Origin of the sequence: Paraburkholderia sp. GAS333 (assembly GCF_050435665.1) — a bacterium.
Classification (GTDB): domain Bacteria; phylum Pseudomonadota; class Gammaproteobacteria; order Burkholderiales; family Burkholderiaceae; genus Paraburkholderia; species Paraburkholderia fungorum_A.
Window position 1 is genome coordinate 1,553,032 of the sequence record NZ_JBNDKS010000001.1, and the last position, 24,568, is coordinate 1,577,599.

Annotated in this window: 21 protein-coding genes and 1 tRNA gene; 12 read left to right on the forward strand and 10 right to left on the reverse strand. The window is 61.9% G+C overall.

Annotation, left to right across the window (positions count from 1 at the left end; genetic code table 11):
• Nucleotides 1-228 precede the first annotated feature (228 nt).
• Nucleotides 229-1,707, reverse strand: coding sequence for a DUF3999 domain-containing protein (locus ABH945_RS06910; protein ID WP_429250098.1), 1,479 nt, complete (start codon nucleotides 1,705-1,707; stop codon nucleotides 229-231).
• A 122-nt stretch (nucleotides 1,708-1,829) separates the two neighbouring features.
• Here ABH945_RS06910 and ABH945_RS06915 point away from each other — a divergent pair, with 122 nt between their 5' ends.
• Nucleotides 1,830-1,970, forward strand: coding sequence for a hypothetical protein (locus ABH945_RS06915; RefSeq protein WP_429250099.1), 141 nt, complete (start codon nucleotides 1,830-1,832; stop codon nucleotides 1,968-1,970).
• Between the two features lie 133 nt (nucleotides 1,971-2,103).
• Entirely contained in the window at nucleotides 2,104-2,403 is a 300-nt protein-coding gene (locus ABH945_RS06920; RefSeq protein ID WP_429250100.1) for a hypothetical protein, read from the forward strand.
• A gap of 102 nt (nucleotides 2,404-2,505) precedes the next feature.
• Here ABH945_RS06920 and ABH945_RS06925 read toward each other — a convergent pair.
• Nucleotides 2,506-2,592: transfer RNA gene (locus ABH945_RS06925), tRNA-Leu, on the reverse strand.
• 221 nt (nucleotides 2,593-2,813) lie between these two features.
• Between ABH945_RS06925 and ABH945_RS06930 the strand changes: the two genes are divergently transcribed.
• Nucleotides 2,814-3,638, forward strand: coding sequence for a squalene/phytoene synthase family protein (locus ABH945_RS06930; protein ID WP_429250101.1), 825 nt, complete (start codon nucleotides 2,814-2,816; stop codon nucleotides 3,636-3,638).
• 91 nt (nucleotides 3,639-3,729) lie between these two features.
• Here ABH945_RS06930 and ABH945_RS06935 read toward each other — a convergent pair whose 3' ends face one another.
• From ABH945_RS06935 to ABH945_RS06945, 3 genes are all read right to left on the reverse strand, one after another.
• The gene (locus ABH945_RS06935) at nucleotides 3,730-4,947 is read right to left on the reverse strand and encodes a DUF1501 domain-containing protein (protein ID WP_429250102.1); all 1,218 of its coding nucleotides are present in this window, start codon (nucleotides 4,945-4,947) and stop codon (nucleotides 3,730-3,732) included.
• Between the two features lie 32 nt (nucleotides 4,948-4,979).
• Complete coding sequence (locus ABH945_RS06940; protein ID WP_429250103.1) at nucleotides 4,980-6,638, reverse strand: DUF1800 domain-containing protein; 1,659 nt, start codon at nucleotides 6,636-6,638, stop codon at nucleotides 4,980-4,982.
• Nucleotides 6,639-6,813: 175 nt separating this feature from the next.
• Nucleotides 6,814-7,143, reverse strand: coding sequence for a hypothetical protein (locus ABH945_RS06945; RefSeq protein ID WP_429250104.1), 330 nt, complete (start codon nucleotides 7,141-7,143; stop codon nucleotides 6,814-6,816).
• A gap of 229 nt (nucleotides 7,144-7,372) precedes the next feature.
• Here ABH945_RS06945 and ompR point away from each other — a divergent pair, with 229 nt between their 5' ends.
• From ompR to ABH945_RS06965, 4 genes are all read left to right on the forward strand, one after another.
• Nucleotides 7,373-8,107, forward strand: coding sequence for a two-component system response regulator OmpR (gene ompR, locus ABH945_RS06950; RefSeq protein ID WP_006048917.1), 735 nt, complete (start codon nucleotides 7,373-7,375; stop codon nucleotides 8,105-8,107).
• Nucleotides 8,108-8,304: 197 nt separating this feature from the next.
• Nucleotides 8,305-9,654, forward strand: a complete 1,350-nt coding sequence (locus ABH945_RS06955; RefSeq protein WP_429250105.1) for an ATP-binding protein — start codon at nucleotides 8,305-8,307, stop codon at nucleotides 9,652-9,654.
• A gap of 196 nt (nucleotides 9,655-9,850) precedes the next feature.
• Nucleotides 9,851-10,399 (forward strand): peroxiredoxin, encoded by a 549-nt coding sequence (locus ABH945_RS06960; protein WP_074763939.1) that lies wholly within the window; start codon nucleotides 9,851-9,853, stop codon nucleotides 10,397-10,399.
• Between the two features lie 83 nt (nucleotides 10,400-10,482).
• Nucleotides 10,483-11,007 (forward strand): carboxymuconolactone decarboxylase family protein, encoded by a 525-nt coding sequence (locus ABH945_RS06965; RefSeq protein ID WP_429250106.1) that lies wholly within the window; start codon nucleotides 10,483-10,485, stop codon nucleotides 11,005-11,007.
• Nucleotides 11,008-11,057: 50 nt separating this feature from the next.
• Here ABH945_RS06965 and ispF read toward each other — a convergent pair whose 3' ends face one another.
• Both ispF and ispD read right to left on the reverse strand, forming a co-directional pair.
• The gene (gene ispF, locus ABH945_RS06970; protein WP_074763937.1) at nucleotides 11,058-11,537 is read right to left on the reverse strand and encodes a 2-C-methyl-D-erythritol 2,4-cyclodiphosphate synthase; all 480 of its coding nucleotides are present in this window, start codon (nucleotides 11,535-11,537) and stop codon (nucleotides 11,058-11,060) included.
• Nucleotides 11,538-11,579: 42 nt separating this feature from the next.
• Nucleotides 11,580-12,293: a 2-C-methyl-D-erythritol 4-phosphate cytidylyltransferase gene (ispD, locus tag ABH945_RS06975; RefSeq protein ID WP_429250107.1), complete on the reverse strand. Its 714-nt coding sequence runs from the start codon at nucleotides 12,291-12,293 to the stop codon at nucleotides 11,580-11,582.
• Nucleotides 12,294-12,500: 207 nt separating this feature from the next.
• On the opposite strand from ispD, the gene mfd reads away from it, so the two are divergent.
• The 4 genes from mfd (at nucleotide 12,501) to mscL (ending at nucleotide 19,025) form a co-directional block, all read left to right on the forward strand.
• Nucleotides 12,501-15,983, forward strand: a complete 3,483-nt coding sequence (gene mfd / locus ABH945_RS06980) for a transcription-repair coupling factor (RefSeq protein WP_074763935.1) — start codon at nucleotides 12,501-12,503, stop codon at nucleotides 15,981-15,983.
• A gap of 169 nt (nucleotides 15,984-16,152) precedes the next feature.
• Nucleotides 16,153-17,388, forward strand: a complete 1,236-nt coding sequence (argE, locus tag ABH945_RS06985; protein ID WP_429250108.1) for an acetylornithine deacetylase — start codon at nucleotides 16,153-16,155, stop codon at nucleotides 17,386-17,388.
• A 66-nt stretch (nucleotides 17,389-17,454) separates the two neighbouring features.
• Nucleotides 17,455-18,489, forward strand: a complete 1,035-nt coding sequence (locus tag ABH945_RS06990) for a threonine/serine dehydratase (RefSeq protein WP_074763933.1) — start codon at nucleotides 17,455-17,457, stop codon at nucleotides 18,487-18,489.
• A gap of 89 nt (nucleotides 18,490-18,578) precedes the next feature.
• The gene (gene mscL, locus ABH945_RS06995) at nucleotides 18,579-19,025 is read left to right on the forward strand and encodes a large conductance mechanosensitive channel protein MscL (protein WP_074763932.1); all 447 of its coding nucleotides are present in this window, start codon (nucleotides 18,579-18,581) and stop codon (nucleotides 19,023-19,025) included.
• A gap of 120 nt (nucleotides 19,026-19,145) precedes the next feature.
• Here the strand turns inward: mscL and ABH945_RS07000 are convergent, their stop codons facing one another.
• The 3 genes from ABH945_RS07000 to ABH945_RS07010 form a co-directional block, all read right to left on the reverse strand.
• A complete protein-coding gene (locus tag ABH945_RS07000; protein WP_429250109.1) occupies nucleotides 19,146-21,119 on the reverse strand; it encodes a response regulator in 1,974 nt (657 codons plus the stop codon).
• 111 nt (nucleotides 21,120-21,230) lie between these two features.
• The gene (locus ABH945_RS07005) at nucleotides 21,231-21,752 is read right to left on the reverse strand and encodes a response regulator (protein ID WP_429250110.1); all 522 of its coding nucleotides are present in this window, start codon (nucleotides 21,750-21,752) and stop codon (nucleotides 21,231-21,233) included.
• A gap of 89 nt (nucleotides 21,753-21,841) precedes the next feature.
• The gene (locus tag ABH945_RS07010; protein WP_429250111.1) at nucleotides 21,842-23,452 is read right to left on the reverse strand and encodes a sensor histidine kinase; all 1,611 of its coding nucleotides are present in this window, start codon (nucleotides 23,450-23,452) and stop codon (nucleotides 21,842-21,844) included.
• A 427-nt stretch (nucleotides 23,453-23,879) separates the two neighbouring features.
• Here ABH945_RS07010 and ABH945_RS07015 point away from each other — a divergent pair, with 427 nt between their 5' ends.
• On the forward strand, nucleotides 23,880-24,374 hold the full coding sequence (locus ABH945_RS07015; RefSeq protein ID WP_074763928.1) for a hypothetical protein: 495 nt from the start codon (nucleotides 23,880-23,882) through the stop codon (nucleotides 24,372-24,374).
• The last annotated feature ends 194 nt before the right edge of the window (nucleotides 24,375-24,568 follow it).

Consider the following 24,568-nt stretch of genomic DNA (forward strand, 5'->3'; position numbering starts at 1 on the left):
GCTAGTATTCAGCACTTTTCGCGGACCAGCCGAGCATTGCTTTTGTGAGGCAATCGCCCGGTTGTTAGTCACCTGGTTGCCATCACGTGCAGCCATCCGCAGCCCACTCAATCCGCACTGTCTAGCTCGAGCCGAAGTTCAACTTCGCGCACGACGTGCCGACGCGCACGCAGCGTTCGCGCCGCCAGGCAACCCCTAATGGCGGCACTCACGCTCCGCTAACACGAATCAGCCCTTCACATCACCGGCTTCATCGGCGGCGGTCGCGGCGCTATCGCTAGCCGTCGCGCTCATTGTTCCTGCGCCGTTGGCCAGACCTCCCTGCGCGTCGGCCGCCCGAATGTGCGCTCCACGCGCAATCCGCCATCCGATCGCCCCAAGTGAACCAACGGCCAGCAGCAATGCCGCCCACAATAAATAACCACGCGACGCGTCCGGAGCGCTAGCGATCAACTGCGCGCTCGCCGGATGCGCCACAGACGTTTCGTCATTCAGTCGCGCAACGCCTGGTACCGACGACGCGCTCACAGGCAAAGTGCTGCGACTGACAACCGCTGGCAGCGCCTCCACGCGCCCCACCGCCAACGTATAAGGCGGACTCCCTTGCGCGACAAAAGTCAGCGCCGCCGGACGCCAGCCCGCCGAGACAGTCAGCGCCCCACTGCCAAGACCGCCGTTACGGGTATCGACAACCACGCGCCATTGACGGTCGGTGTCGGTCTTCAGTTCGAGCGGCGCATTGCTTTGCTCGACCGTCCCATTGTGCAGACGGAACAGCGTCGCGCTGGACACCTCGCGCCACGGCTTGTCCAGCCCGGTTCGCGAATAAATGATGGCGGACACCACCGTATTAGGCTGCGGCAAAGTCAGCCGCAGGCGGTCGACGGGATACGAGCCGCCCGTCGCGAAGAAGTACTCGCCCGGCTTCAGGCTCGTGTGGGCGACGATTCCTTCTTTCCACTCCCGCTGTGTGCCAGCGGTCTGGGCGGACCCGGCGCCGACAGGCTGGATTTCCATGTCCATCGAATCGACATACGGTGCGCCGTCGAGCCAGTGAAGACGCAGATATCGCGCGTGCGCTCCACTCAGTTCGATACGGTCCTGGCTCAGCGTGCTGCCGTTGTAGTTGACCTTGAGCAATTGCGCATCGCCGGCAGGCTGCCAGTGACGCAGATCGTCGCTGACCTCGACGGTGACGCGCCCCTGGAAGTTGTCGTCGCGCAAATGGACAACCAACGCGTCGACCTGGGTTGTCCGCGATACGCGTCCGAGGTCGATCAGGTCCAGTTCGTGTTGAGCGCGGGGCGGCGGAGCGGCGGTCGCCCGCAACGATCCGTCCGCCGCGATCGCCACTCCGGCCGGCATGCCGCTGCTGCCGGCCGGGGCCGGCGCAAGCGGGAACCACCCTACCGAACGCGTTCTGGACGGGGTGCGGGCGACCGCGCGCGGCGCGTCGAGCGAGTACGGCACTGTATCGCCGGTGCTATTGAATATGCGGATGTCGCCGAGATCGCTGCGCTGGCTGGCGGCGTAGACGATCGCCGGCAACGTCATGCTGTAGGACGACGCGGCGGCGTCATCGAGTTGAAGCGTGAAATGCTTCGCGAAATCGCGCTGCGCAAAGCTGTCGGCCGCGACCGCGGGCAGAGCAAGCCCCACGGACGCAATGGCAAAACACCAGCCGGTGAATTTCAAAACATGCTTCATTGCCAGGTTTCCAGAACCACATTGTTGAGCGGCACGAGATGCCGCCAGTGAGCGGAAACATCCCGCGCCGAAAAAAGGCGCGATCCGTGTCATACCAGCCGGTTATGACAAGTCGAACAAAAATGGATAAGAGCCGCGTGCTGCCGATCACCCTGAACGTCCGGATCATCGTGCCCGGCGTATGCCATGCAGGTTATCCAGAATACCGAAACTGGGAGATTCCGGAGTATTGCGCACATGCGTTTTTGAATTCGCGCGACTGACCCGCCTGAGCCGCAATGCCACGTTTGCCGGACAAGGCAAAGTGCCTCGTATCGCGATGCGTTGCCAACCATGTCAAAATTCGGGATTGGCCACCGAGCCTTCACTCTCCACTTTTCATTCAAGGAAGTTTCTGTGGACATCAACAAACAGGTTGCAGCGCTCACCGCTTCGGAACTCCAGACCGCCGGCGCAAGCCAGGCGACGGCGATTGCCGTTAGCGTGCTGCTGCGCCACCTCCGCTCGCCCGAACTGGTGAAGCTTTTGTCGTCGGCATTTGAAAACCACCAGGCGGTCATGCTGCAAACGCCGTGGCCGGAGCCGATGCTCCAGGCCTTCGAGTCGACCCGCCGTTTTCTCGAAGGGGCTGCCCAAGCGGAACCGCCGGGTTCGCCCTCTGCGTCTGCGGCCCAGCCCGACGCGCCCGCCGCATGAACCAGGCCGGGCGACCATGGGCCCGGCGTACGAAGCAAAAATAGACGAAAACAAAAAACCCCGTCAGTCCAAAGACTTAACGGGGTTTTTCGCTTTAAATAATGGTGCGAGGGAGGGGACTCGAACCCCTACACCCTTGCGGGCGTCAGGACCTAAACCTGGTGCGTCTACCAATTTCGCCACCCTCGCAGCCGGGTGAGCCGCAGTGCGTTCACCCGATGTCCTGCCTGCTTCCAGCCGCGTCAAAAACCTGCGTCCGAAAGCGTAAGCGCGAGATTCTAACCGATTGATTCGCACTTGTCTGCATCTGCGGCGTCCTTCAACCCATCGCCGATGCTACAATTTTTGGCTCGACGCACGGCCCCCCGTGTCAGCCTTCTTCGCCTGCCTCTCCCCACGACGCCAATCCAGTGAATTTCGACGAATATTGCCAGCAGAAAGCGGCGCCCCCAGGATCGAGCACTTACTACGCGCTTCGGCAGGCGCCCGCGAAAAGTCAGCCACTTCTGACCGCGCTGTTCGCATTGCGCCGCGAGTTCGAGGAAACGGTCAAGGAAACCAGCGATCCGACCATCGGTCGCACCAAGCTCGCGTGGTGGCAAAACGAGATCGCCGCGCTGGCTTCGGGCTCCCCATCGCATCCGGTTGCCAAGGCGCTGGAGGCCTATCTGCCCGACGCGAAAGCGGAATATCCGGCGTTGCAGGCGTTGCTTTCCGGCTTCGAAATGGACCTCGACCAGGCGCGCTACCTCGACTATCCGAATCTGAAGCGCTATGTGGCAAGCGTTGGAGGCACGTTCGCGGCGCTGGTCGCGCGCGTCACGGCGAAAGACGCCGAGCAGTCGGCCGACTGGTCCGCGCCGCTGGGCGATGCGCTACTGCTTGCGCAATGCGTCGCCGAAACCGGAAATGATGCGCGGCACGGGCGTATCTATATTCCGATCGACGAAATGCAGCGCTATAACGTCACCGCCGCCGATCTGATCAACCGAAAATATTCCGACGCGTTCACCGAGCTAATGCGCTTCGAGACCACTCGAGCGCGCACGGCGTTGCATACGGCGCTTGACGCAATACCCAGTGGCGAACGTCGTTCGCAGCGGACGCTGCTTGCGCTGGCCGCGTTGGCGTTGGCGCTGCTGGATGAAATCGAGCGCGACGGCTATAAGGTTTTACATCAGCGGATTGCGTTGACGCCGATCCGCAAACTATGGATTGCGTGGCGGGCGAAATAGACGCGTTCGCAACGGTGGGATGACGGTCGCTGCGCGTCGAGAATGTTTTGCTGCAACTCGCACACGACAACCAGCGCCGCCCCTCACGTCGTCAAACCCGCAACAACGGCAACGGCTCAAACCTCTGCTGCAAAATCTCCGACGCATCCAGCCCCCACCAGGGCCCAAGCACCGTCGCATAGATCTGTCTAAAATCCACCCCGACCGGCAAATTGCCGTTCCCGTCGAGCCGCGCGAGTACCGGCGCGACGCCGTGCAAACCGCCCCGCACCCGCCCGCCCATGACGAAATGCGGCGCGACGGTACCGTGATCGGTGCCTTGACTCTGATTCTCACGCGGACGTCGCCCGAACTCTGCGTATGTCATCACCAGCGTCTCGTTCCAGCGGCCAAGCTCGACAAGCGCCGACTTCATCGCCGCAAATCCGTCCGCAAACTGCTTGAGCAACGCGGCCTGCTGCACCGGCTGATTCTGATGCGTGTCGAAGCCATTCAGCGTCAGACGGATCACGGCGACGCCCTGCCCGCTTCGCGGTTGCGCTTGCGGGGTGTCACCTGCAGCCAGCACCTGCATCGCCGTTTTGATCGAATTGCCGAACGCTCCACCGGGAAACACGGTTTTTAACTGCACATTATTTTGCGTGGGACGCAGCCGGCCGGCCGCTTTCACGATGTCGTTTTCGACGTCGAGAATATGGGCCAACTCGGGGTTGCGTTCATGCAGAGACACGGGCGTGGCAAGTCTCGACGACTTGATGAACTGGGTTGGGTTGACCAGCGCGATCGCGCGCGCGCCATTCGCGAACGGCCCCATTTCAGCGCTGCCGATCACCACGCCGTCCGCGGCAAAATCGGTGGGCACGGGCGCCTGCGCAAACGTTCGCGTCAGCCAGCCCTCACGTAAATATTGATCGGAGCGCGACGCCGTGTCCCATATCTCGATCGAACGAAAGTGCGACAGGTTCGGCTGCGCGTAGCTGACGCCCTGCACGATCGCCAGTTGCCCGCTTTGCCATAGCGGCATCAGCGGCAGCAGCGACGGATGCAGCGCGGTGCGCTCGTCGAGTTGAATCGCCTGCCCGCGTTTGATGCCGATGTTCCGGCGCAATTCGTAATACGCAGGATCGGCAAACGGGATCACGGTGTTCAAGCCGTCGTTGCCGCCTTTCAGTTCGACGAGGATCAGCAGGTTGTCGTAGCCGTTGGCCGAAACCCCATCCGCCAACGCCGTCTGCGCGCCGAACGCCCGGGGCAACCATAGCGTTGCGCCGGCAGCTGCGCTCGTCGAAAGAAAGCTACGTCGATTCATCCTGCACCTCGTTTTTCTTGTAACGACCGGGATTATTTCAACTGATAAGCCGGGTCCATCAGCAATGCTTCCAGGTAGGCGCTCGCGGTCGAATCCGTTTCGATTGCATCCACCGGGGTGAACGGCAGGACTGCATGCTGCAACTGAAGCTCGGCCGACAACCCGGGCCTCGCAGCAGGCGCAGTGTTGTACGACGCGAGCCATGTGTCGACGTCAAAGCGTACGCCACCCCGCGCGCTTTTTGCTGTTGCCATGACGCGTTGCATCGGCGGACTCGTCTGCATGGCGGCGGCTGCGCCGCTCGCCGCGAATGTCGCGTTCGCAGGGCGACCCGGCTGCCCCGTGCGCATCGGCGCGGCCTCGGTCGCGCGAAACAGTTGCTCGACGAATTGCTTGCGTGCAAGCAGCGTCGAGCTATTGATCCAAGTCGTGCCGCCTGGCCATCCTTTGACGTTCGGCGCGGCGAACAGGTTCTCGCCGAGCACGCGCATCTGCGCGGCGAAGGCGCCGGTACTGTCGTAGCCAACATCGAACGCCCGCAAGGTCCCGACCACGAACTCCGCCGGCGATTTCACGAGGACGCCGCGATTGCTGTCGTCCCAGAATGCGTCGCTCAGAAATAATCCGCGCAGTGCGACCGCGATCTCGTAATGGCTGGCGCGAAACTGCTCGGCGATCGGCGCGATGCGAGCGGGATCAGGCGTTTCGGAGACGAATTCGCGCCATAGCTTCGTGGTCACGAAAGTGGCCGTTTCCGGACGTGCGAGCAGGATGTCCAGCACCTGATCGCCATCGAACCGACCGGTTTGACCGAGCACGGTTTTATCGCCGTCGTCGTGCTGATTCGCGCGCCACACGTAAGCCTGCGTGTCGGGATCGAGGCTCCAGCCCGTATAAGCGCGCGCCGCCTCTGACACATCGCGCTGCGTGTAATGGCCTTCGCCCAGCGTGAACAGTTCCATCACTTCGCGCGCGAAATTCTCGTTGGGCCGGCCCTTGCGATTACTTGCACCGTCGAGGTACTGCAGCATTGCCGGATCTTTCGCGACTTGGTGCAGCAAGTCTGCGAAATTGCCCAGCGCGTCGCGGCGCAACAGCATGTTTTGCTGCGCCATCTGCTGCGGATACGGAACCTTGTCCTGCGCGGACGTGAAGTGGTTATGCCAGAACAGCGTCATACGCTCGGTGAGCGGCGAAGGCGTCGCCAACATCTCGCGAACCCACCACGCGCGTAATAGTTCGTAACGCTGTCTACGCAGACTTTGCTCGTCGCGACGCTGGTCGACGGTCCACGTCTGGCGCGCTTCTCGTGTCGGGATGGGTTCGAACACCCAGTCGGGAGATGGTGTGACGGCTTCGGTTCGCGCTGTCGCGAGCACCTTGTCGACGGCCTGCTGCCGGGTAAGTCCGACGTATTGCGCAGCCTCGGTGCGATCTGGCTCAAAGCCGATTCGCGTGAGGAAAAAGCGCGCGTCATCGGCATCGAGAATGGTCTGCTCGCTGGCCGTAGCCGACGACGTGGCGGCCGTCCTCGCTACCGGTCGATGCCTAACATGCGCAGTTGAAGTTGCCCCTTGCTGCGCGGCTGAAACCGACGAATCGCGAGGCAACGCTGCGCCCAAGGCGACATTCGACACCATGGCAGAGACTACAAACCATCGCCCGCGATTACCGTGCGCCCGCAGTTTCATCGACTACCTCCTCGCAGCATGACGCCACGCAAAGACGCGTTGACGCGGCAATACAAGTATTGCTCTAACGCCTCAACGGCAGGCTGCGCGGGAAAGTTGACTATGGAGTTGAAACAGGATGTCTCACGCGAAGAAGGTGCGTGAGTGATGTGCCCGGTGTCAGGCACGGAAATAGCTACCGCTTATAGAGTTCACGGACAGCATCTTCGATATGCTGCCGCAATAGACGCCGTTCGTCGGGCGTCATATGACCATCACGACGACGTTGATCAAGATCGGGGGGAACTGCCGTGCGCAACATTGCGTCTGATGCAGGACGTTCGTCGTTATTCAGATTGTGGCGGCTTGAACGCGGGTTGCCTGATCTAGGCGCGCGCTCACTCGCAGCTCTGTCGGCGGAAGGCTGGGCATGGGCGAGCGTGGGTACCAGTGAGCCTGCGAGCGTACCGGCTACTGCCAGTGCAATGACGCTCAGGCGCACATTTGGCCAAACCCCTCCCTTCATGTTGTTCCCTTCGTGGCGCGGCAACCGGCTACCTCAAATGCGTATACAGACCCCGGTAACGAGCCGGGTGCGAGAGTGTTAGTCGAGTGAAGTATCCACCGAACAGCCGCATTCAGTAAAGGAGTCTACCTGCCCCTGCTTTACGTCGTGCCACAGTCCGGGTAAATTTTGTAACTGACTGTAACCCCAGAAATGATGCGACCGCGCACCACTTTCTAATCGCGCTAAGATGCCGACCATGGAAACCAAAAACCCTTCGAAAATCCTCGTCGTCGACGACGATCCGCGCCTGCGCGATCTGCTGCGCCGTTACCTCGGCGAACAGGGCTTCAATGTCTACGTTGCCGAAAACGCGCCGTCCATGAACAAGCTGTGGGTGCGTGAGCGCTTCGACCTGCTGGTGCTCGATCTGATGCTGCCAGGCGAAGACGGCCTGTCGATCTGCCGCCGTCTGCGCGGCAGCAACGACCGCACGCCGATCATCATGCTGACGGCCAAGGGTGAAGATGTCGATCGTATTGTCGGGCTCGAAATGGGTGCCGACGACTATCTGCCCAAGCCATTCAATCCGCGCGAACTGGTCGCGCGAATTCACGCGGTGCTGCGCCGCCAGTCGCCGTCCGAATTGCCGGGTGCACCGTCCGAAACCACCGAGGTGTTCGAGTTCGGCGAATTCGCGCTCAATCTCGCTACCCGCACGCTGACCAAGGCCGGCCAGGAAATTCCGCTGACCACGGGCGAGTTTTCCGTGCTCAAGGTCTTCGCGCGTCATCCGCGTCAGCCGCTGTCGCGCGAAAAGCTGATGGAGCTCGCACGCGGCCGTGAGTACGAAGTGTTCGACCGCAGTCTCGACGTGCAGATCTCGCGTCTGCGCAAGCTGATCGAACCGGACCCGGGCAGCCCGCGCTTCATTCAGACCGTGTGGGGTCTGGGCTACGTCTTCATCCCCGACGGTGCGGCCTGAGTTTGCACTCACCTCATGTGTCGACCCGAGTTAGCGCTTTAGCGCTTACTCGGGTCCCATGCAAAGCGTCGACCCGAGTTGGTGCTTCAGCGTCTACTCAGGCTCCACGCATCGCGTCGGCCAGAGCCAGCGCTTCGGCACCCGCTCTGGCCTCATGCAAAATAGTTGCTGTCTTTGATCTCAAATAAGAAGGGCCCATGCGGATCGACCGGCGCCTCCTGACGCTCGCGTTCGGCGGCCTTTTCTGGCGGACCTTTCTGTTGATCGCATTGCTGATCGCAGTCAGTCTCGCCGCCTGGTTCCAGAGCTTTCGCGTGATCGAACGCGAGCCGCGCGCACAGCGCGTGGCGCTTCAGCTCGTCGCCATCGTCAAGCTTACGCGCACCGCGCTCCTTTATTCCGACCCAGATCTGCGGCGCGCGCTGCTGCAGGATCTGGAGAGTAACGAAGGCGTGCGGGTGTATCCGCGTGAAGCTAACGACAAATACAAGCTCCAGCCCGACGAGTCGCTCAATCGCCTGATCGAACACGACATTCGTGGGCGCCTCGGCGACGACACCGTCATCGCGCAGAGCGTGAACGACATCAACGGTGTCTGGATCAGCTTCAAGATCGACGACGACGATTACTGGGTCGCGCTCGACCGCGATCAGCTCGACAACGCGACCGGTCTGCAATGGGCCGGCTGGGGCGTGTTCGCTTTGGCGCTGTCGCTATTCGGGGCGGCGTTCATCACGAGTCTCGTGAACCGTCCGTTTGCGCGGCTCGCGATGGCCGCACGCAAGGTCGGCTCGGGTCAATCGCCGGAACTGCTGCCCGAACGGGGCATGGGCGTGGCCGCTGAGACCAACCGAAGCTTCAACCAGATGGTGCAGGACCTCGAACAACTCGAGGCCGACCGCGCTCTGATGCTCGCAGGTATTTCGCACGATCTGCGCACCCCGCTCGCGCGTCTGCGGCTCGAAACCGAAATGAGTCCGTCCGATCAGAGCACCAAAGACGCGATGGTCGACGACATCGAGCAGATGGATATGATCATCGGCCGCTTCCTCGACTACGCTCGCCCGGTGCAGCGTGTTCCGGAGCCGGTCGATCTGTCGGTGATCGCGGGCGAACTGGCCGCGCGTATGCAAAGCGAGGACAGCATGCGGCTGATTACCCGGCTCGCGCCGTCGGCGGTCATCGAGGCAGATGAAACCGACATGCGCCGCGTGGTCGGCAATCTGCTGGAAAATGCGCGCAAATATGGGCTGAGCGATGGCGACGGCATTCCGCATGTGATTCTGGAAACGCGCGTGTCGCATTCCCGTGTCGAACTGTCGGTGGTCGATGAGGGTCCTGGCATTCCAGAAGACCAGCTAGCGCTTGTCACACGGCCGTTCTATCGTGTGAATTCGGCGCGTACGCAAGCCAACGGCACGGGCCTTGGCATGGCGATTGTGCAGAGGCTGGTAGGTCGCTATCGCGGTGCATTGCGCCTGCGCAATCGCACGCCAGGACCGGGACTCGAAGTCACCATCGAGTTTCCGCTCGCCAAGGGCGCGTGACCGGGACGGGCATCCCTATGCCCGTTCGCGTTCCAAATCAGCCGCTTCGCGTTGAATAATAACTATCCGGGTTGTTAGAAAAAAACTATTGGTCGGATAGTCCAATAGAACTATAGTGGTTCGGTGTAACGCGCTCGTTATCACGGGCAGGTAGCCTCAACATGCTGTTTTTTCCAACACACGAAGGAGCATTCGCATGAAAACCGTTGGCGATAAAGTCGAAGCGTTCACCGTTACCGCTGCCAAGCCGGGCTTCAACAATCATGAAGAAAACGGCTCGTCGGCGTTCGAAGAAATCACCGAGCAGTCGTTCCCTGGCAAGTGGAAGATCATCTACTTCTACCCGAAGGATTTCACCTTCGTGTGCCCGACGGAAATCGTCGAATTCGGCAAGCTTGCCAAAGACTTCGAAGAACGCGATGCGATCCTGCTGGGCGGCAGCGTCGACAATGAATTCGTGAAGCTGGCCTGGCGCCGCGAACACAAGGATCTCGACAAGCTGAACCACTACTCGTTCGGCGACGTGAAAGGCGAGCTGATCGACCAGCTCGGCGTGCGCGACAAGGAAGCCGGCGTCGCGCTGCGCGCCACCTTCATCGTCGACCCGGACAATACGATCCAGCACGTGTCGGTGAATAACCTGAACGTGGGCCGCAATCCCGAGGAAGTCCTGCGTATTCTGGACGGCCTGCAAACGGACGAACTCTGTCCTTGCAACCGCGCAGTCGGTGGCGCAACGCTGTAACGCCGTGCGCTCAGACGCCCGAAAGCCCGCCTCGCTTGCAAAAGCCGCGGGCTTTTTTGTCGACCATCCGATAGGAGATGCTAATGGAATTCCTGGCTTCGATTAAGGCGCTCGTGCCGGACTATGCGAAGGACATCCGGTTGAACCTGGACGGGACGATTGCGCGCTCATCGCTCGAAGGAAACGACTCCGTGGGCGTGGCGCTGGCGGCCGCGTTCGCCGCGAAGAGCACGGTTATCGTCGACGCGATTCGCAACGCGGGCGTGTTGTCGCCGGAAGAAACCAATGGCGCGCTGACGGCGGCGGCATTGATGGGGATGAACAACGTCTGGTATCCGTACGTCGAAATGACGGGCAATGCCGATCTGAAATCCCAACCGGCGCAGCTACGGATGAATGCTTATGCGTCGCACGGCGGCGTGGACAAGCGGCGCTTCGAGATGTATGCGCTGGCGGCGTCGATTATCGGCAAGTGCCATTTCTGCGTGAAATCGCACTTCGATACGCTGGTTGCCGAAGGCATGAGTTCGACGCAGTTGCGTGACGTCGGACGCATTGCAGCGGTGATCAACGCGACCGCGCAATGCATTGCTGCAGAAGGAAAATAACTCATCGGTTTTGTTTCCTTCGGGTGCCCGAAGGAAACAAAACCCGAGGATCAATTCTTAACGAGCAACACCGCAGCCTGCGCTTCGATCCCCTCGCCTCTGCCCAGATAGCCGAGCTTCTCGTTCGTCTTGGCTTTCACATTCACCCGATCGACCGGCAGCCCAAGATCCGCAGCGATATTCGCGCGCATGCCTTCGATATGCGGCGCGAGCTTCGGTGCCTGCGCGACCACGCTGCTGTCCACGTTGGCGATCGAAAAGCCCGCCGCCGTCACGCGCGCGACGCATTCGCGCAGCAGCACGCGGCTGTCGGCGCCAGCGAATTTCGCGTCGGTGTCCGAGAAATGACGGCCGATGTCGCCCATCGCGGCCGCGCCGAACAGCGCGTCGGTGATCGCGTGCAGCAGCACGTCGGCATCGGAATGGCCGAGCAGGCCGCGCTCATAAGGAATCGTCACCCCGCCGATGATCAACGGACGTCCCGGCACCAACGCATGCACGTCATACCCTTGCCCAATTCTGAAATCCATATGCGTCAAGTCCTTAAGTCCGCTAGCTAAAATTGAAATGCGTCACGCAGCCGATGGCCGCGACAGAATCGCCTCGGCCAGATCGAAGTCTTCCGGATACGTCACCTTGAAGTTGCGCAATGCGCCCTGCACGAGCTTAGGCGCGTGGCCCAGCCATTCGATTGCGCTCGCTTCGTCGGTCAGATCGTGACCGTCGGCCTGGGCGCGCAGAATCGCTTCACGCAACATGCCGATGCGGAACATCTGCGGCGTCTGCGCCTGCCACAAGCCGTCGCGTGCTTCGGTACGGGCGATGCGGCCGTCGTGCGACGTCGCGTCGATCCGCTTCAGCGTGTCGGCGACCGGCAACGCCATGATGCCGCCCACCGGATCGTCTTTCAGCGCGCCGGTCAGCGTGCGGATCAGCGTGGGCGTGATGCCGGGACGCGCGGCGTCGTGCACCAGCACCCAGTCGTCGTCGTGCGCGCCGAAGCCAGCGAGCGCATGCAGTCCGTTGAGCACCGACGCCTGCCGCGACGCGCCGCCGGAGCGGCTGACCGCAAAGCGCAAGCCACCAAAGCGGCGGGCATCGAAGTGAGTGTCGTCGGGCGCGATCACGACCAGCGTTTGCGCAAATTCGCTGCACGCGTCGAACGCGGCGAGCGAGTAATGCAACATGTCGCGGCCGGCGACAGTGCGATATTGTTTGGGCATCGCGGCGCCGGAACGGCTGCCGGTGCCAGCGCACGGAATCAGGGCAAAAAGACGGGAAGTCACGAGTGCGGATGCCGCGAAGTCAAAGTAAAGGACGGATTTTATAATAGGTCTTTCGCATTCACGGCCCGAGACGCTTAAACTTCCCCAATTCGCTTGTCCACTTGCTTGTCCATTCGCTTGCTCAGCCGCTTGCCAATTTGCCTGTCGATTCGCTCGCCAATGCGGCTTGCCGATCACGCGTGAGCCAGAGGCCGCCTTTTCTCATCTATGCCAGACATCGCCGCATCTTCGCAGTTCTCTCCGCCCGTCGCGCTCGTCAAGGCCGGCCAGCGCTTTGCTTTCGACGGCACGCATGGTTCGTCCGACGCGCTGCTGATCGCCCGCTATCACCTCGCCTACCGCGACAAGGTGCCGCTGCTGGCGGTCGTCTGCGAAAGCGCGGTCGATGCGCAGCGTCTGTCGCAGGAAATCGGCTTCTTCGCGCCCGACGCGCGGGTGCGCCTGCTGCCCGACTGGGAAACGCTCCCTTACGATACCTTTTCGCCGCACCAGGATCTGGTCTCGGAGCGCCTCGCCACGCTGCACGATCTCGGCGAAGGCCGCTGCGACATCCTGCTGGTGCCCGCCACCACGGCGCTCTACAGGATGCCGCCCGCGTCGTTTCTGGCGGCCTACACGTTTTCATTCGCGCAGGGCGAACGGCTCGACGAGGCGAAGTTCAAGGCCCAGCTCACGCTCGCCGGCTACGAACACGTCAGCCAGGTCGTGCGGCCTGGCGAATATTGTGTGCGCGGCTCGCTGCTCGACCTGTTCCCGATGGGCTCGCCGCTGCCTTACCGGATCGACCTGTTCGACGACCAGGTCGACTCGATCCGCGCATTCGATCCCGACACGCAGCGCAGCCTCTATCCCGTGAAAGACGTGCGCCTGCTGCCCGGCCGCGAATTCCCGTTCGATGAAGCCGCGCGCACCGCTTTCCGTAGCCGCTGGCGCGAGACCTTCGAGGGCGATCCGAGCCGCGCGGCGATCTATAAGGACATCGGCAACGGTGTGCCATCGGCGGGCATCGAATATTATTTGCCGCTGTTTTTCGAAGAGACGGCAACGCTGTTCCACTACCTGCCGGAAGGCGCGCAATTGGCTTTCGTCGGCGATCTGGACGCTGCAATCCGCCGCTTTACCAACGACACGAAGCAGCGCTACAACTTCCTGTCGCATGATCGCGACCGGCCGATTCTGGAACCCGCGCGGCTGTTTCTGTCGGACACGGATTTCTTTACGTTCGCCAAGCCGTTCGCGCGGCTCGCGTTGCCCGCGAACGCAGGCGGCGGCTGGTCGACGCCTCTGCCGAATCTCGCCATCGACCGTCATGCCGACGACCCCGTGCTCGCGTTGCGCGCGTTTCTCGCCAGTACGCCAAACCGCGTGCTGTTCGCCGCGGAGTCGGCCGGACGGCGCGAAACGCTGTTGCAACTGCTCGCCGACAACCATCTGAAACCGGCATCGAGCGACAGCTTCCAGGATTGGCTCACAGGCGACTCGCGCTTCTCATTAGGCGTCGCGCCGCTCGCGAACGGCTTCGCGGTGCCGGTCGACGGCATCGCGATCATCACCGAGACCGAGCTTTACGGGCCGCTCGCGCGACGCGCGGGGCGTCGCCGCCAGGAACAGGCGAGCAACGTCGATTCGATGGTGCGCGATCTGTCCGAGTTGAAAGTCGGCGATCCGGTCGTGCATTCGCAGCACGGCATTGGCCGCTACATGGGCCTCGTCACGATGGACCTCGGCGAAGGCGAAACCGAGTTCCTGCACCTCGAATACTCCGGCGACAGCAAGCTCTACGTGCCGGTCGCGCAACTTCACGTGATCTCGCGCTACAGCGGCGCCGATCCGGAAAGCGCGCCTTTGCACTCGCTCGGATCGGGCCAGTGGGAAAAGGCCAAACGCAAGGCCGCGCAGCAGATTCGCGACACGGCCGCCGAGTTGCTGAACCTGTACGCGCGCCGTGCCGCGCGTTCCGGCCACGCGTTCCCGCTCGAGCCGAAGGACTACGTGAAGTTCGCCGAGAGCTTCGGCTTCGAGGAAACGCCCGACCAGGCCGCCGCCATCGCGGCCGTGATCGGCGACATGACGAGCGGCAAGCCGATGGACCGTCTCGTGTGCGGCGACGTCGGCTTCGGCAAGACCGAGGTGGCGTTGCGCGCGGCATTCATTGCGGTGATGGGCGGCAAGCAGGTTGCACTGCTCTCGCCCACCACGCTGCTCGCCGAACAGCACACGCAAACCTTCACCGACCGCTTTTCCGACTGGCCGGTGCGGATCGCCGAACTGTCGCGCTTCAAGTCGACCAAGGAAGTCAACGCGGCCATCGGGCAGATCAACGAAGGCACCGTCGATATCGTGATCGGCACGCACAAGCTGCTGTCGTCCGACGTGCAGTTCAAGCGGCTGGGGCTTGTGATCATCGACGAGGAACATCGTTTCGGCGTGCGTCAGAAAGAGGCGCTGAAGGCCTTGCGCGCCGAGGTCGACGTGCTCACGCTGACCGCGACGCCGATCCCGCGTACGCTCGGCATGGCGCTCGAAGGCCTGCGCGATTTCTCGGTAATCGCCACCGCGCCGCAAAAGCGGCTCGCGATCAAGACCTTCGTGCGTCGCGAAGAAGACAGCGTGATTCGCGAAGCGATGCTGCGCGAACTGAAGCGCGGCGGCCAGGTGTACTTCCTGCACAACGAAGTCGAGACGATCGAAAATCGCCGGCAGATGCTCGAAGCGCTCGTGCCTGAGGCACGTATCGCGGTCGCGCACGGCCAGATGCACGAACGCGAACTCGAACGCGTGATGCGCGATTTCGTCGCTCAACGCGCCAACGTGTTGCTGTGTACGACGATTATCGAAACCGGCATCGACGTGCCGAGCGCCAACACGATCCTGATTCATCGCGCGGACAAATTCGGTCTCGCCCAATTGCACCAGTTGCGCGGACGTGTCGGCCGCTCGCATCACCAGGCATATTCGTATTTGCTGGTGCACGATCCGCAAGGGCTGACCAAGCAGGCGCAACGCCGTCTCGAAGCAATCCAGCAGATGGAGGAACTCGGCTCGGGCTTCTATCTGGCGATGCACGACCTCGAAATTCGCGGCACGGGCGAAGTGCTCGGCGACAAGCAGTCGGGCGAAATTCACGAGATCGGTTTCCAGCTTTATACCGACATGCTGAACGACGCCGTGAAGGCGCTGAAGGAAGGCAAGGAGCCGGACCTCACCGCGCCGCTCGCCGCGACGACCGAGATCAATCTGCACGCGCCCGCGATTCTGCCCGCCGACTATTGCGGCGACGTGCAGGAGCGTCTGTCGCTGTACAAGCGCCTCGCCAACTGCGAGCACAACGATTCGATCGACGGCATTCAGGAAGAGCTGATCGACCGCTTCGGCAAGTTGCCGCCGCAGGCGCATGCGCTGGTGGAAACGCATCGTTTGCGGCTCGCCGCGAAGCCGCTGGGCATTTCGAAGATCGACGCGGGTGAGACGGTGATCGGCTTGCAGTTCATCCCCAATCCGCCGATCGACGCGATGCGGATCATCGAGATGGTGCAAAAGCATAAGCACATCAAACTCGCGGGCCAGGACAAGCTGCGGATCGAAACACGCAGCCCGGATCTTGCGGTGCGTGTCGCCACGGTCAAGGAAACCTTGCGCGCACTGGGATCGCCGAGTCGCGGCACGGCGCCTGCCGCCGCGGCACGATAAGCACCCTGCTTGCTCCGGCATTGCTAACGCTGCATTAGCGATGCCGGAGAAGAAACCCGGGGACGTATAGCGTTTTTTCGTTTCATGCTGCGCTGCGCCATGGCCGCCGCCGCTTACGGGCGTGTTTTTTTTGGGTATGATCGAAAGACTCAAATGCTGGAGTCCTGTCATGTCTCACGTCGCTGAATCAGCGCAGTCCACCTCTTCCTCATCTGCTGCGTCGCCTGCGTCGCTGCCGTGGGTCACCCGTCTCGTGTCGATGGACACAGTCAGCCGCAATCCGAATCTCGGCCTGATCGAAACCGTGCGTGACGAACTGCGCGCAGTCGGTGTCGAAGCCACGTTGACACACGACCCAAGCGGCAAATGGGCGAACCTGTTCGCTACCCTCCCCGCGCACGACGGCGAAACGAACGGCGGCGTGGTGCTGTCGGGTCATACGGACGTGGTGCCGGTTGACGGCCAGCAATGGGACAGCGACCCGTTCAAGCCCGAGATTCGCGACGGCAAACTCTATGGCCGCGGCACCTGCGACATGAAGGGTTTTATCGGTGCGGCGCTCGCGCTGGTGCCGGACATGCAGCGCACGAAACTGGCGAAGCCGATCCATTTCGCGTTGTCGTTCGACGAAGAAGTCGGCTGTGCAGGCGCGCCGCTGCTGATCGCCGATCTGATGAAGCGCGGCGTGAAGCCGGACGGCTGCATTGTCGGTGAGCCGACCAGCATGCGCCCCATCGTGGCTCACAAGGGCATCAATGCGTATCAGTGCTGCGTGCGCGGCCAGGCCGCGCATTCGTCGCTGACGCCCAAGGGCTTGAACGCAATCGAATACGCAGCACGGCTGATCTGCTATATCCGCGACATGGCCGACCAGTTCCGCGAGCAGGGTCCGTTCGACGAACTGTACGACGTGCCCTTCACGACCACGCAGACCAGCACGATCATCGGCGGCAATGCGATCAATACCGTGCCGGCCGAGTGCAAATTCCAGTTCGAATTCCGCAATCTGCCCACGCTCGATCCCGAGCCGATTTTCGCGCGCATCGATCAGTACGCGCGCGAGACGCTGTTGCCGAAGATGTTGCGCGAACATCCGTCGGCAGCGATCGAGATTACGAAGATTGCAGCGGCGCCCGGCCTCGATTCGTCTGAACAAGCCGCGATCACGCAACTGGTGCGCGCGCTGACCGCCGATCAGGACAAACGCAAGGTCGCGTACGGCACCGAAGCGGGGCTCTTTTCGCTGGCGGGTATTCCGAGCATCGTGTGCGGTCCTGGCGATATTCAGCAGGCGCACAAGGCGAATGAATTCGTCGCGCTGGATCAGTTGGTCGCGTGCGAACGCTTCCTGCAGAAATTCATTCACAGCATGTCGGTGGACGCGCACCCGGCTCACGCGCGCTGAAACTGAGCGCCGCGAAACGGGTCTTACGATTACCGACAATCCCACGCCCACGCCCACGCCCACGCCATGTCAACCGCCACGCCGCAACATACGGACCACACGATCGACGGCGAGCCGATCCCCACACTGGACGACATCGCCGCGCAGCACTTTGCACTGGCGCCGTGGGTCATGCGAACGCCAGTGTTCGACCGGCTGGATTTTTCATCGCTGGAAGGCACAGTGGTGAATTTCAAGTTTGAACTGTTGCAGGCGGGCGGCAGTTTCAAGGCGCGCGGCGCGTTCACGAACCTGCTTGCCCTCGACGAATCGCAGCGTAGCGCGGGCGTGACCTGCGTGTCGGGCGGCAATCATGCCGTCGCCGTCGCGTATGCGGCCATGCGTCTGGGCATCAGCGCGAAGGTCGTGCTGTTCCGTTCAGCGAATCCGGCACGCGTTGCGCTGTGCCGGCAGTATCGCGCCGACATCGTCTACGCAGAAGATATAGCTGAAGCGTTTGAACTGGTGCGCCATGTCGAGGCTGAAGAAGGCCGCTACTTCGTGCATCCGTTTAACGGCTATCGCACGGTGCTGGGATCGGCCACACTTGGATATGAATGGGCCACGCAATCGCCCGATCTCGAAGCGGTGATCGTGCCGGTGGGCGGTGGCGGACTCGCTGCCGGCGTGGCGACGGCGATGCGTCTCGCGAATCCGCAAGTGCATGTTTATGGCGTCGAACCCGAAGGCGCTGATGTGATGGGCAAGAGTTTTGCGGCCAATCACACGGTCAAGATGGGCCACATGCACAGCATTGCCGACTCGCTAATGTCGCCGCATACGGAGGAATACAGCTACGAGTTGTGCCGCCGTCATATCGACCAGTTGGTGACGGTTTCGGACGACCAGCTTCGCGCCGCCATGCTGATCTTATTCGGACAACTGAAGCTGGCGGTGGAACCCGCTTGCGCTGCTGCTACCGCCGCTTTGCTCGGTCCGCTGCGCGATCAGTTGCAAGGCAAACGCGTGGGTGTACTGCTGTGCGGCACGAATACCGATCCGGTCAGTTTTGCTGAGCATATAGAGCGCGCGCGGCACGGCGAGTCACAGTTTCCGCAGTAAGCAAACAATCCTTGCATATTGTGGCAAAGCACTAGCCTATCCTTCTCAGGTTGGTATCATTCGCTTATCGATACTTGGGAGGAATCTCTATGAGCATGATCAAGGAATTCAAGGAATTCGCCCTCAAGGGCAACGTGATGGACCTCGCGGTTGGTGTGATCATCGGCGGCGCATTTTCCACCATCGTCAATTCAGTTGTGAAAGACCTGATCATGCCGGTTGTCGGGCTCGCACTCGGCGGCCTCGACTTCTCCAACAAGTTCGTTCGGCTCGGCGATCTTCCTGCGTCCTACAAAGGCAACCCGGAGTCATATAAAGATCTGCAAACGGCGGGTGTTGCGGTATTCGGTTACGGCTCGTTCATTACGGTGCTGATCAACTTCATCATTCTCGCGTTCATCATTTTCCTGATGGTCAAGTTCATCAACAATCTGCGCAAGCCGGCTCCGGCCGCGCCGGCAGAACCGGCACCCACGCCGGAAGACGTTTTGCTGTTGCGTGAAATCCGCGATTCGCTGAAGAACTCGCCGCGTTAAGCACGCGCGATTATCGAGTCGAAGCCAATAAAAAAGGCCTGTTGCGATATCTGTCGCAACAGGCCTTTCAATTTGTTGAGTCGCTTTTTATTGCCCCCATCGCGCAGATAACGCGACACGTCAGGCTTCTTTCTGCGCTTTCAGATTCACCGCGCCTTCAATCATCGTTTCAAGCTGGCCGAAATTGACTGGCTTCGTTAAATGCGATGTAAAGCCGGCACTCAGACAACGACGCACATCTTCATCGGTACCGAAACCGGTTAACGCAACTGCCGGCGCATCCGAGTGCTCGCGGAATGCCTTGATGAAATCGAGACCGGTGCCGTCCGGCAATCCGACATCGCTGACAATCAGATCGAAATTTTGCAATTGCGTGGCGGCCAGCGCATCGTCCACGCGCCCCACCACCGTCACGTCGTGACTGAGGCTGCGTATCAGTTGCGCCATCACCTCGGCGGTATCTTCGTGATCTTCGATCAGCAGAATAGTCAGCAATCCCTCCGGATGCACCTGGGCCGGCGCGACCACCGGCTGCACGATATCGGGGGCGGCGGCGGTGGGCAGCGTAATCGTGAAAGTCGCGCCGCAGTGCGCGCCAGGGCTTTGTGCAATGACGGTGCCGCCGTGAACATCGGTGAGCGCCTTGGTAATCGCCAGCCCCAAGCCGAGGCCGCCGAATTGCCGCGTCATGTTCTGGTTGCCCTGCTCGAATGCGTTGAACAGCTTGCCGATCTGTTCCGGCTCGATGCCGATACCCGTATCTTCGACCGATATCTGCACGTGCATTCGCTCATCGCGTGTACGTACGTAAATATGGCCGCCGTCGGGCGTGAACTTGGCGGCGTTACGAATCAGGTTCCACAGCATCTGTTGCAGGCGGGCGCGATCGGCCAGCACATAGTGATGCGCAGCGTGCTTTTGCACGTGCACGTCCTGCTGCTTGACCTGAATCTCGCTGCGGAAAAGTTCGAGCACGCTGTCCATCACGTCATGCACGTCGACGGTTTCAAGCGACAGGCGCAGCTTGCCGTTCGCCACCCGCGTCAGGTCGAGCAGATCGTCGATCAGCCGTGCTTCGAGTTCGACATTGCGCCGAATCATGCGCACACTGCTGCGCGCCTGGTCCGGCAAATCGGGGATCATCTCCAGCACACTCGCCCCGGCCAGCACCGGCGTGAGCGGCGTGCGCAATTCGTGCGACAGCATCGCCAGAAAGCGGTCTTTTGCGCGATTCGCCTCTTCGGCCGTTTGACGCGCGGCCTGCTCTGACGCGAGCAGCCGTTCGCGCTCCTCGCTCGCCTCGCGCTGCGAATGAATATCCGTGAAACTGCCGAACCACTTGTTGACGTTGCGCTCGGCATCGCGCATCGCCACCACGCGCGCGTCGAACCAGCGATATTCGCCGTCGTGCCGCCGAATCCGCAACTCATGCCGATAGTCGCCCGCCTGGCTCGCCACCGCTTTTAGCCAGCTGCGGCGGATCTGCTCGCGATCGTCCGCGTGAACCGCATCGAGCCACGCGAGGCCATACGAACTGTCTTCGGCGAGACCCGTGTAGTCGTACCACTGTTTCGACAGAAAATCGCAATCGCCCGCCGCGTTGCAGGTCATCACGAGGTGAGGCAAGGCTTCCGACAGGGTCCGGTAATGCTGTTCGCGATCGCGCAGCAACAGCGCTTCGTCCGACGCCCGTTGCAGGCGCACCTGCGACAACACGCGTTCCACGGCTTCCGGAAGATAGTCGAGATAGTCACCCGATTTCGGCACGACGTCGGACACGCCCGCACGCAGCGCTTCGATCACGCGCGACTCGTCGGTAAAACCCGTCACGAGGATCGCCGGAATCCGCACACCTTCAGCACGCAGACGGCGGAAAAAGTCGAGTCCGGTTTCCGGTCCGCTCAGTTGATAGTCGAGGACCAGCAGGTCGGGGCCGCCGCCGGCGAGGCGTTCGCGCGCCGCGTCGACGCTGGCGCAGATCGCCACCCGGCAACCGGCGCGTTCGAGCGACTTGCGCGCGAGCCGGAGGATGCCTTCGTCGTCATCGACGACTAGCACATACGCGGCGGGCTGCGTGGACACTTCTTCGGTCATGCGGAGTTTCTCTGGCTAGGTCAGGTGGTCGATGCGGTCGATGTGGCCGGTCTTGTCTATCTTGTCACGCGCGGCTTTCGGGCGGCTTTTACGGCGTCGTCCGAAAAACGCTCACGGCGCGGCGAGCCGGTGGCCGGGCGGCAGCTTGACGACCTGCAGGAAAAAGCCGAGCCGGCGCACCGCCTCGATGAATGCATCGTATTCGACCGGCTTGCAGATGTAGACGTTGCAGCCGAGTTCATAGCAACGGGCGATTTCGCGCGGGTCGTCGGTGGTGGTCAGCACGATCACGGGCACGGCGGACGTTTTCGGGGATTCTTTCAGACGACGCAGCACTTCGAAGCCGTCCACGCGCGGCATCTTCAGATCGAGCAGCACGACGAAATGGCTCAGATCTTCGAGCGGCGGATACGGATTCGACGCCTGACTGGAGGTCGCGGTCGCCGTTGCGGCCAGCGTGCCGGCGTTGTCCGCCGGAGCCGGACCGAAGAAATAATCGAGCGCCTGCTGCCCGTCGTGAAGGCGCACGAAGCGATTCGAAATGCCCGCACGGCGCAAATTGCGCTCGACAAGCGTGGCATGTCCGTCGTCATCTTCGATCAGTACGATGCTGACCGTATCCCCGTGACTCATATGCTCTCCGTGCTAACAGATTCGTCTATGCAAGTTACCTGTCATTTTTGTTGCTGGCCCTGACGAAGGCCGTGCCGCTCAGCTGCGCCTCAACCGCGCAACGGCTGCTCGGGCAGCACCACGAAAAAGGTCGACCCGGCGCCGACGGCCGACTCGACCCACACACGCCCGCCATGCCGCTCGACGGTACGCCGCACCACCGCGAGGCCGATACCGTCGCCGCTCGCGACCTCGCCATGCAGGCGCTGAAACGCGCGGAACACCTTCGACAGATAAGCGGCTGGAATGCCCAGGCCATTATCGCGAACGTAATACGTACGCATGCGCACCGCGCGCGGCTCGGTTTCGTCGACCGCTTCGGCCTCCAACGCACCGACTTCGATTCGACCATGACGCGCAGGATCCAGAAAATTCAGCGCGTTGCCAATCAGATTGCTGAAAATCTGCTCGACCGCAGCCGGATCGCCCCATGCCGGCGGCAACTCGCGCACGGTCACCGTTGCCGAGCGCTGAGCGATCGGGCCCTGCAACGCGTCGACCACGCGGCTCACCACCCGCCCTACGCTCACCCGCTGCCACTGATATTCGAGCCGCCCCGCGCGCGAAATCCGCAACAGCGCCTCGATGATCGCCGCCGCCCGCGTTACCGCGGTGCGCAGGTAGTACAGCGATTCGCGCACATCACCGTCGAGAATATGCGCCATACGACGATGCTCCGCCTCCGGCAATCCCGCCTGCGCGACGATGCCACCCAGTTCGTCGCAGGACACCTGCAATTCTTTGGAGAACCCTTGCAGATTCACCAGCGGCGAGCGCAAATCGTGCGACACGCTGTAGATGAACATTTCGTTGTCTTGTGTTTCCTGCCGCAACTCTTCGTTGAGGCCCGCCAGTTCCCGCGCGCGCGCTTCGAGCCGCGTTTTCAGGCTGGCCTGCTCGCTGTCCGCTGCGCGCAGCCGCGTGCCGGTTTGATGCAGCACTGCGTCGAGCGCGGCGATTTCGTCGCTGCCCGACAGGGGTGCCGCGAGCGGGCGCCCGCTGCCCAGGCGCTCGGCGTTTCCGGTCAGCACTTCCAGCCGCCGGCCGATGCTTCGCGCGAACACCACCGCCGTGCCGGCCCAGATCAGCATCGAGCCTATCACCGCCGCAATCAATGCGTATTGCTGCCGGTCCCGCCGCCTGGCAAGCGCAGCCGAGCGCTCGGCGTCGAGCCGCGACGCCTCCTGGCCGAATCCGGCAAGTTCGTCGCGAAACAACGCGACCTGCTGCGGCAACGCGCCCGTTTCCCGTGCGATGAATGGCTTCGTGCTGTGTCCGTCGTGCAAGGCCCGGGAGATTTCGGCGGTTTGCTCGCGATATTCGTCGATGGCGCGCTGCATGTTGTGCACGCGCGCGACCTGTTGAGGCGTTCCCGCAACCAGGGCGTCGAGCTTCGACAGACGGTCGCCGACGTCGACCCACACCGTATGGCGGTCGATCAGCGAGACGTCGCCGGTGACCATGGCGGTACGGACCCGTGCTGCCTGACGCAGCAGCGGGTCGATGATCGCCGACGACTGATAGAGGATCTGCTTGCTGTTGGTGACCCACTGCGCGGCCTGCGCCGTCTGCTCCTGGGTATCGAAGACGACGCCAAGGAGCGCCAGCTCGACCGCGCTCGGCACGGCAATCAGCAGCAGCCCCCTGGTGAATAGTTTCATGTTCGCCCGAAGGGTCGCAAAGCGGTCGCTCAGGGATCGGTCCGGTCGTGACCAAAGCGAATCCCGAACCACGCAGATACGTGTGAGGCATCATCTCGTTCACGCGACCGGCATACCGGCCGGAACGCACGGTGCAGTGCAGCCGGACGGGCCATTATCGACGTGAATTCGAGATATTTCAATGTAGCGGCAAGATGCGCTGGCCCACACAAAAATGACTTTTTTATTGGTACGAGGTGTTTTTTCGGCGGCTCGTGCGTCTATGATGGAGACAGATGTGCTGGGATGCGAAAGCGCGCGGCGAGGCGGTTCGGCATGATTCGTGCGGGAAGCGGTGAGGCGGCGCAGTCGTCGAATCATCGTGAATCCGGCCTTGTCGTATGCTATAAAAGATCGACGTGCGGCGCGCGAAGCCGGGAGTTGTCGCATGAGGACGCAGCGTTTTTTGCAATTCTTTTTCAGGCGAATTTTTATGTCCTTCCCGAAAAAGCGTAGACGCGCGAAGGTGGACGGCGATGAGTCGTTCCTCGCGGTACTGCGGCATTTCAAGCCCTTCGGTCAGCTCGACACCAAAATTGCGCGCGCCCGTGCGCAAGACGAGCCGGTCCTTTACGCGCATGTGTTGCCTGGGCTCGACGTGCTCTTATGCAGCGTGCGGGGCGCGCAACCTCCGTATCCGGCACCGGCGGAATTGCGCCGGCGCTGCATCGAATCCATTACGAATGCGTTGGAGCAGCCGCTCGATGGTCTCGAGAACGGCGGTTACTGGTATGAGGCAGACGGTTTCGGCTTTCTCGTTTTCGCCAGTCGTGCGCGCAGCAAGATTCTCGCGGAATTCGGTGCGACCCGTGTGGGCGGTTCGCGTCGCGGGGTGCGTCGGCAGGATGCGGCCGGCGATACCGCTCCAAGGTCGTTGAGGTAAGCGCAGTCGCGCCGGTTTCTTCTCAGGTTGTTCTCTTTTGAGTCGCTGGTAGCGCCACTTTCTTGACGGCGGCGTTGCCAGAGTCCCTCTTCTCTTTCCCCAGTTGCCTTGACGCGCCCGAGTGCGCTCCATCGAGTCACGCTTCGATCGAGACCCGGTTTGATCGTGCGCACTCTCAGGTAATGACGGCCGTC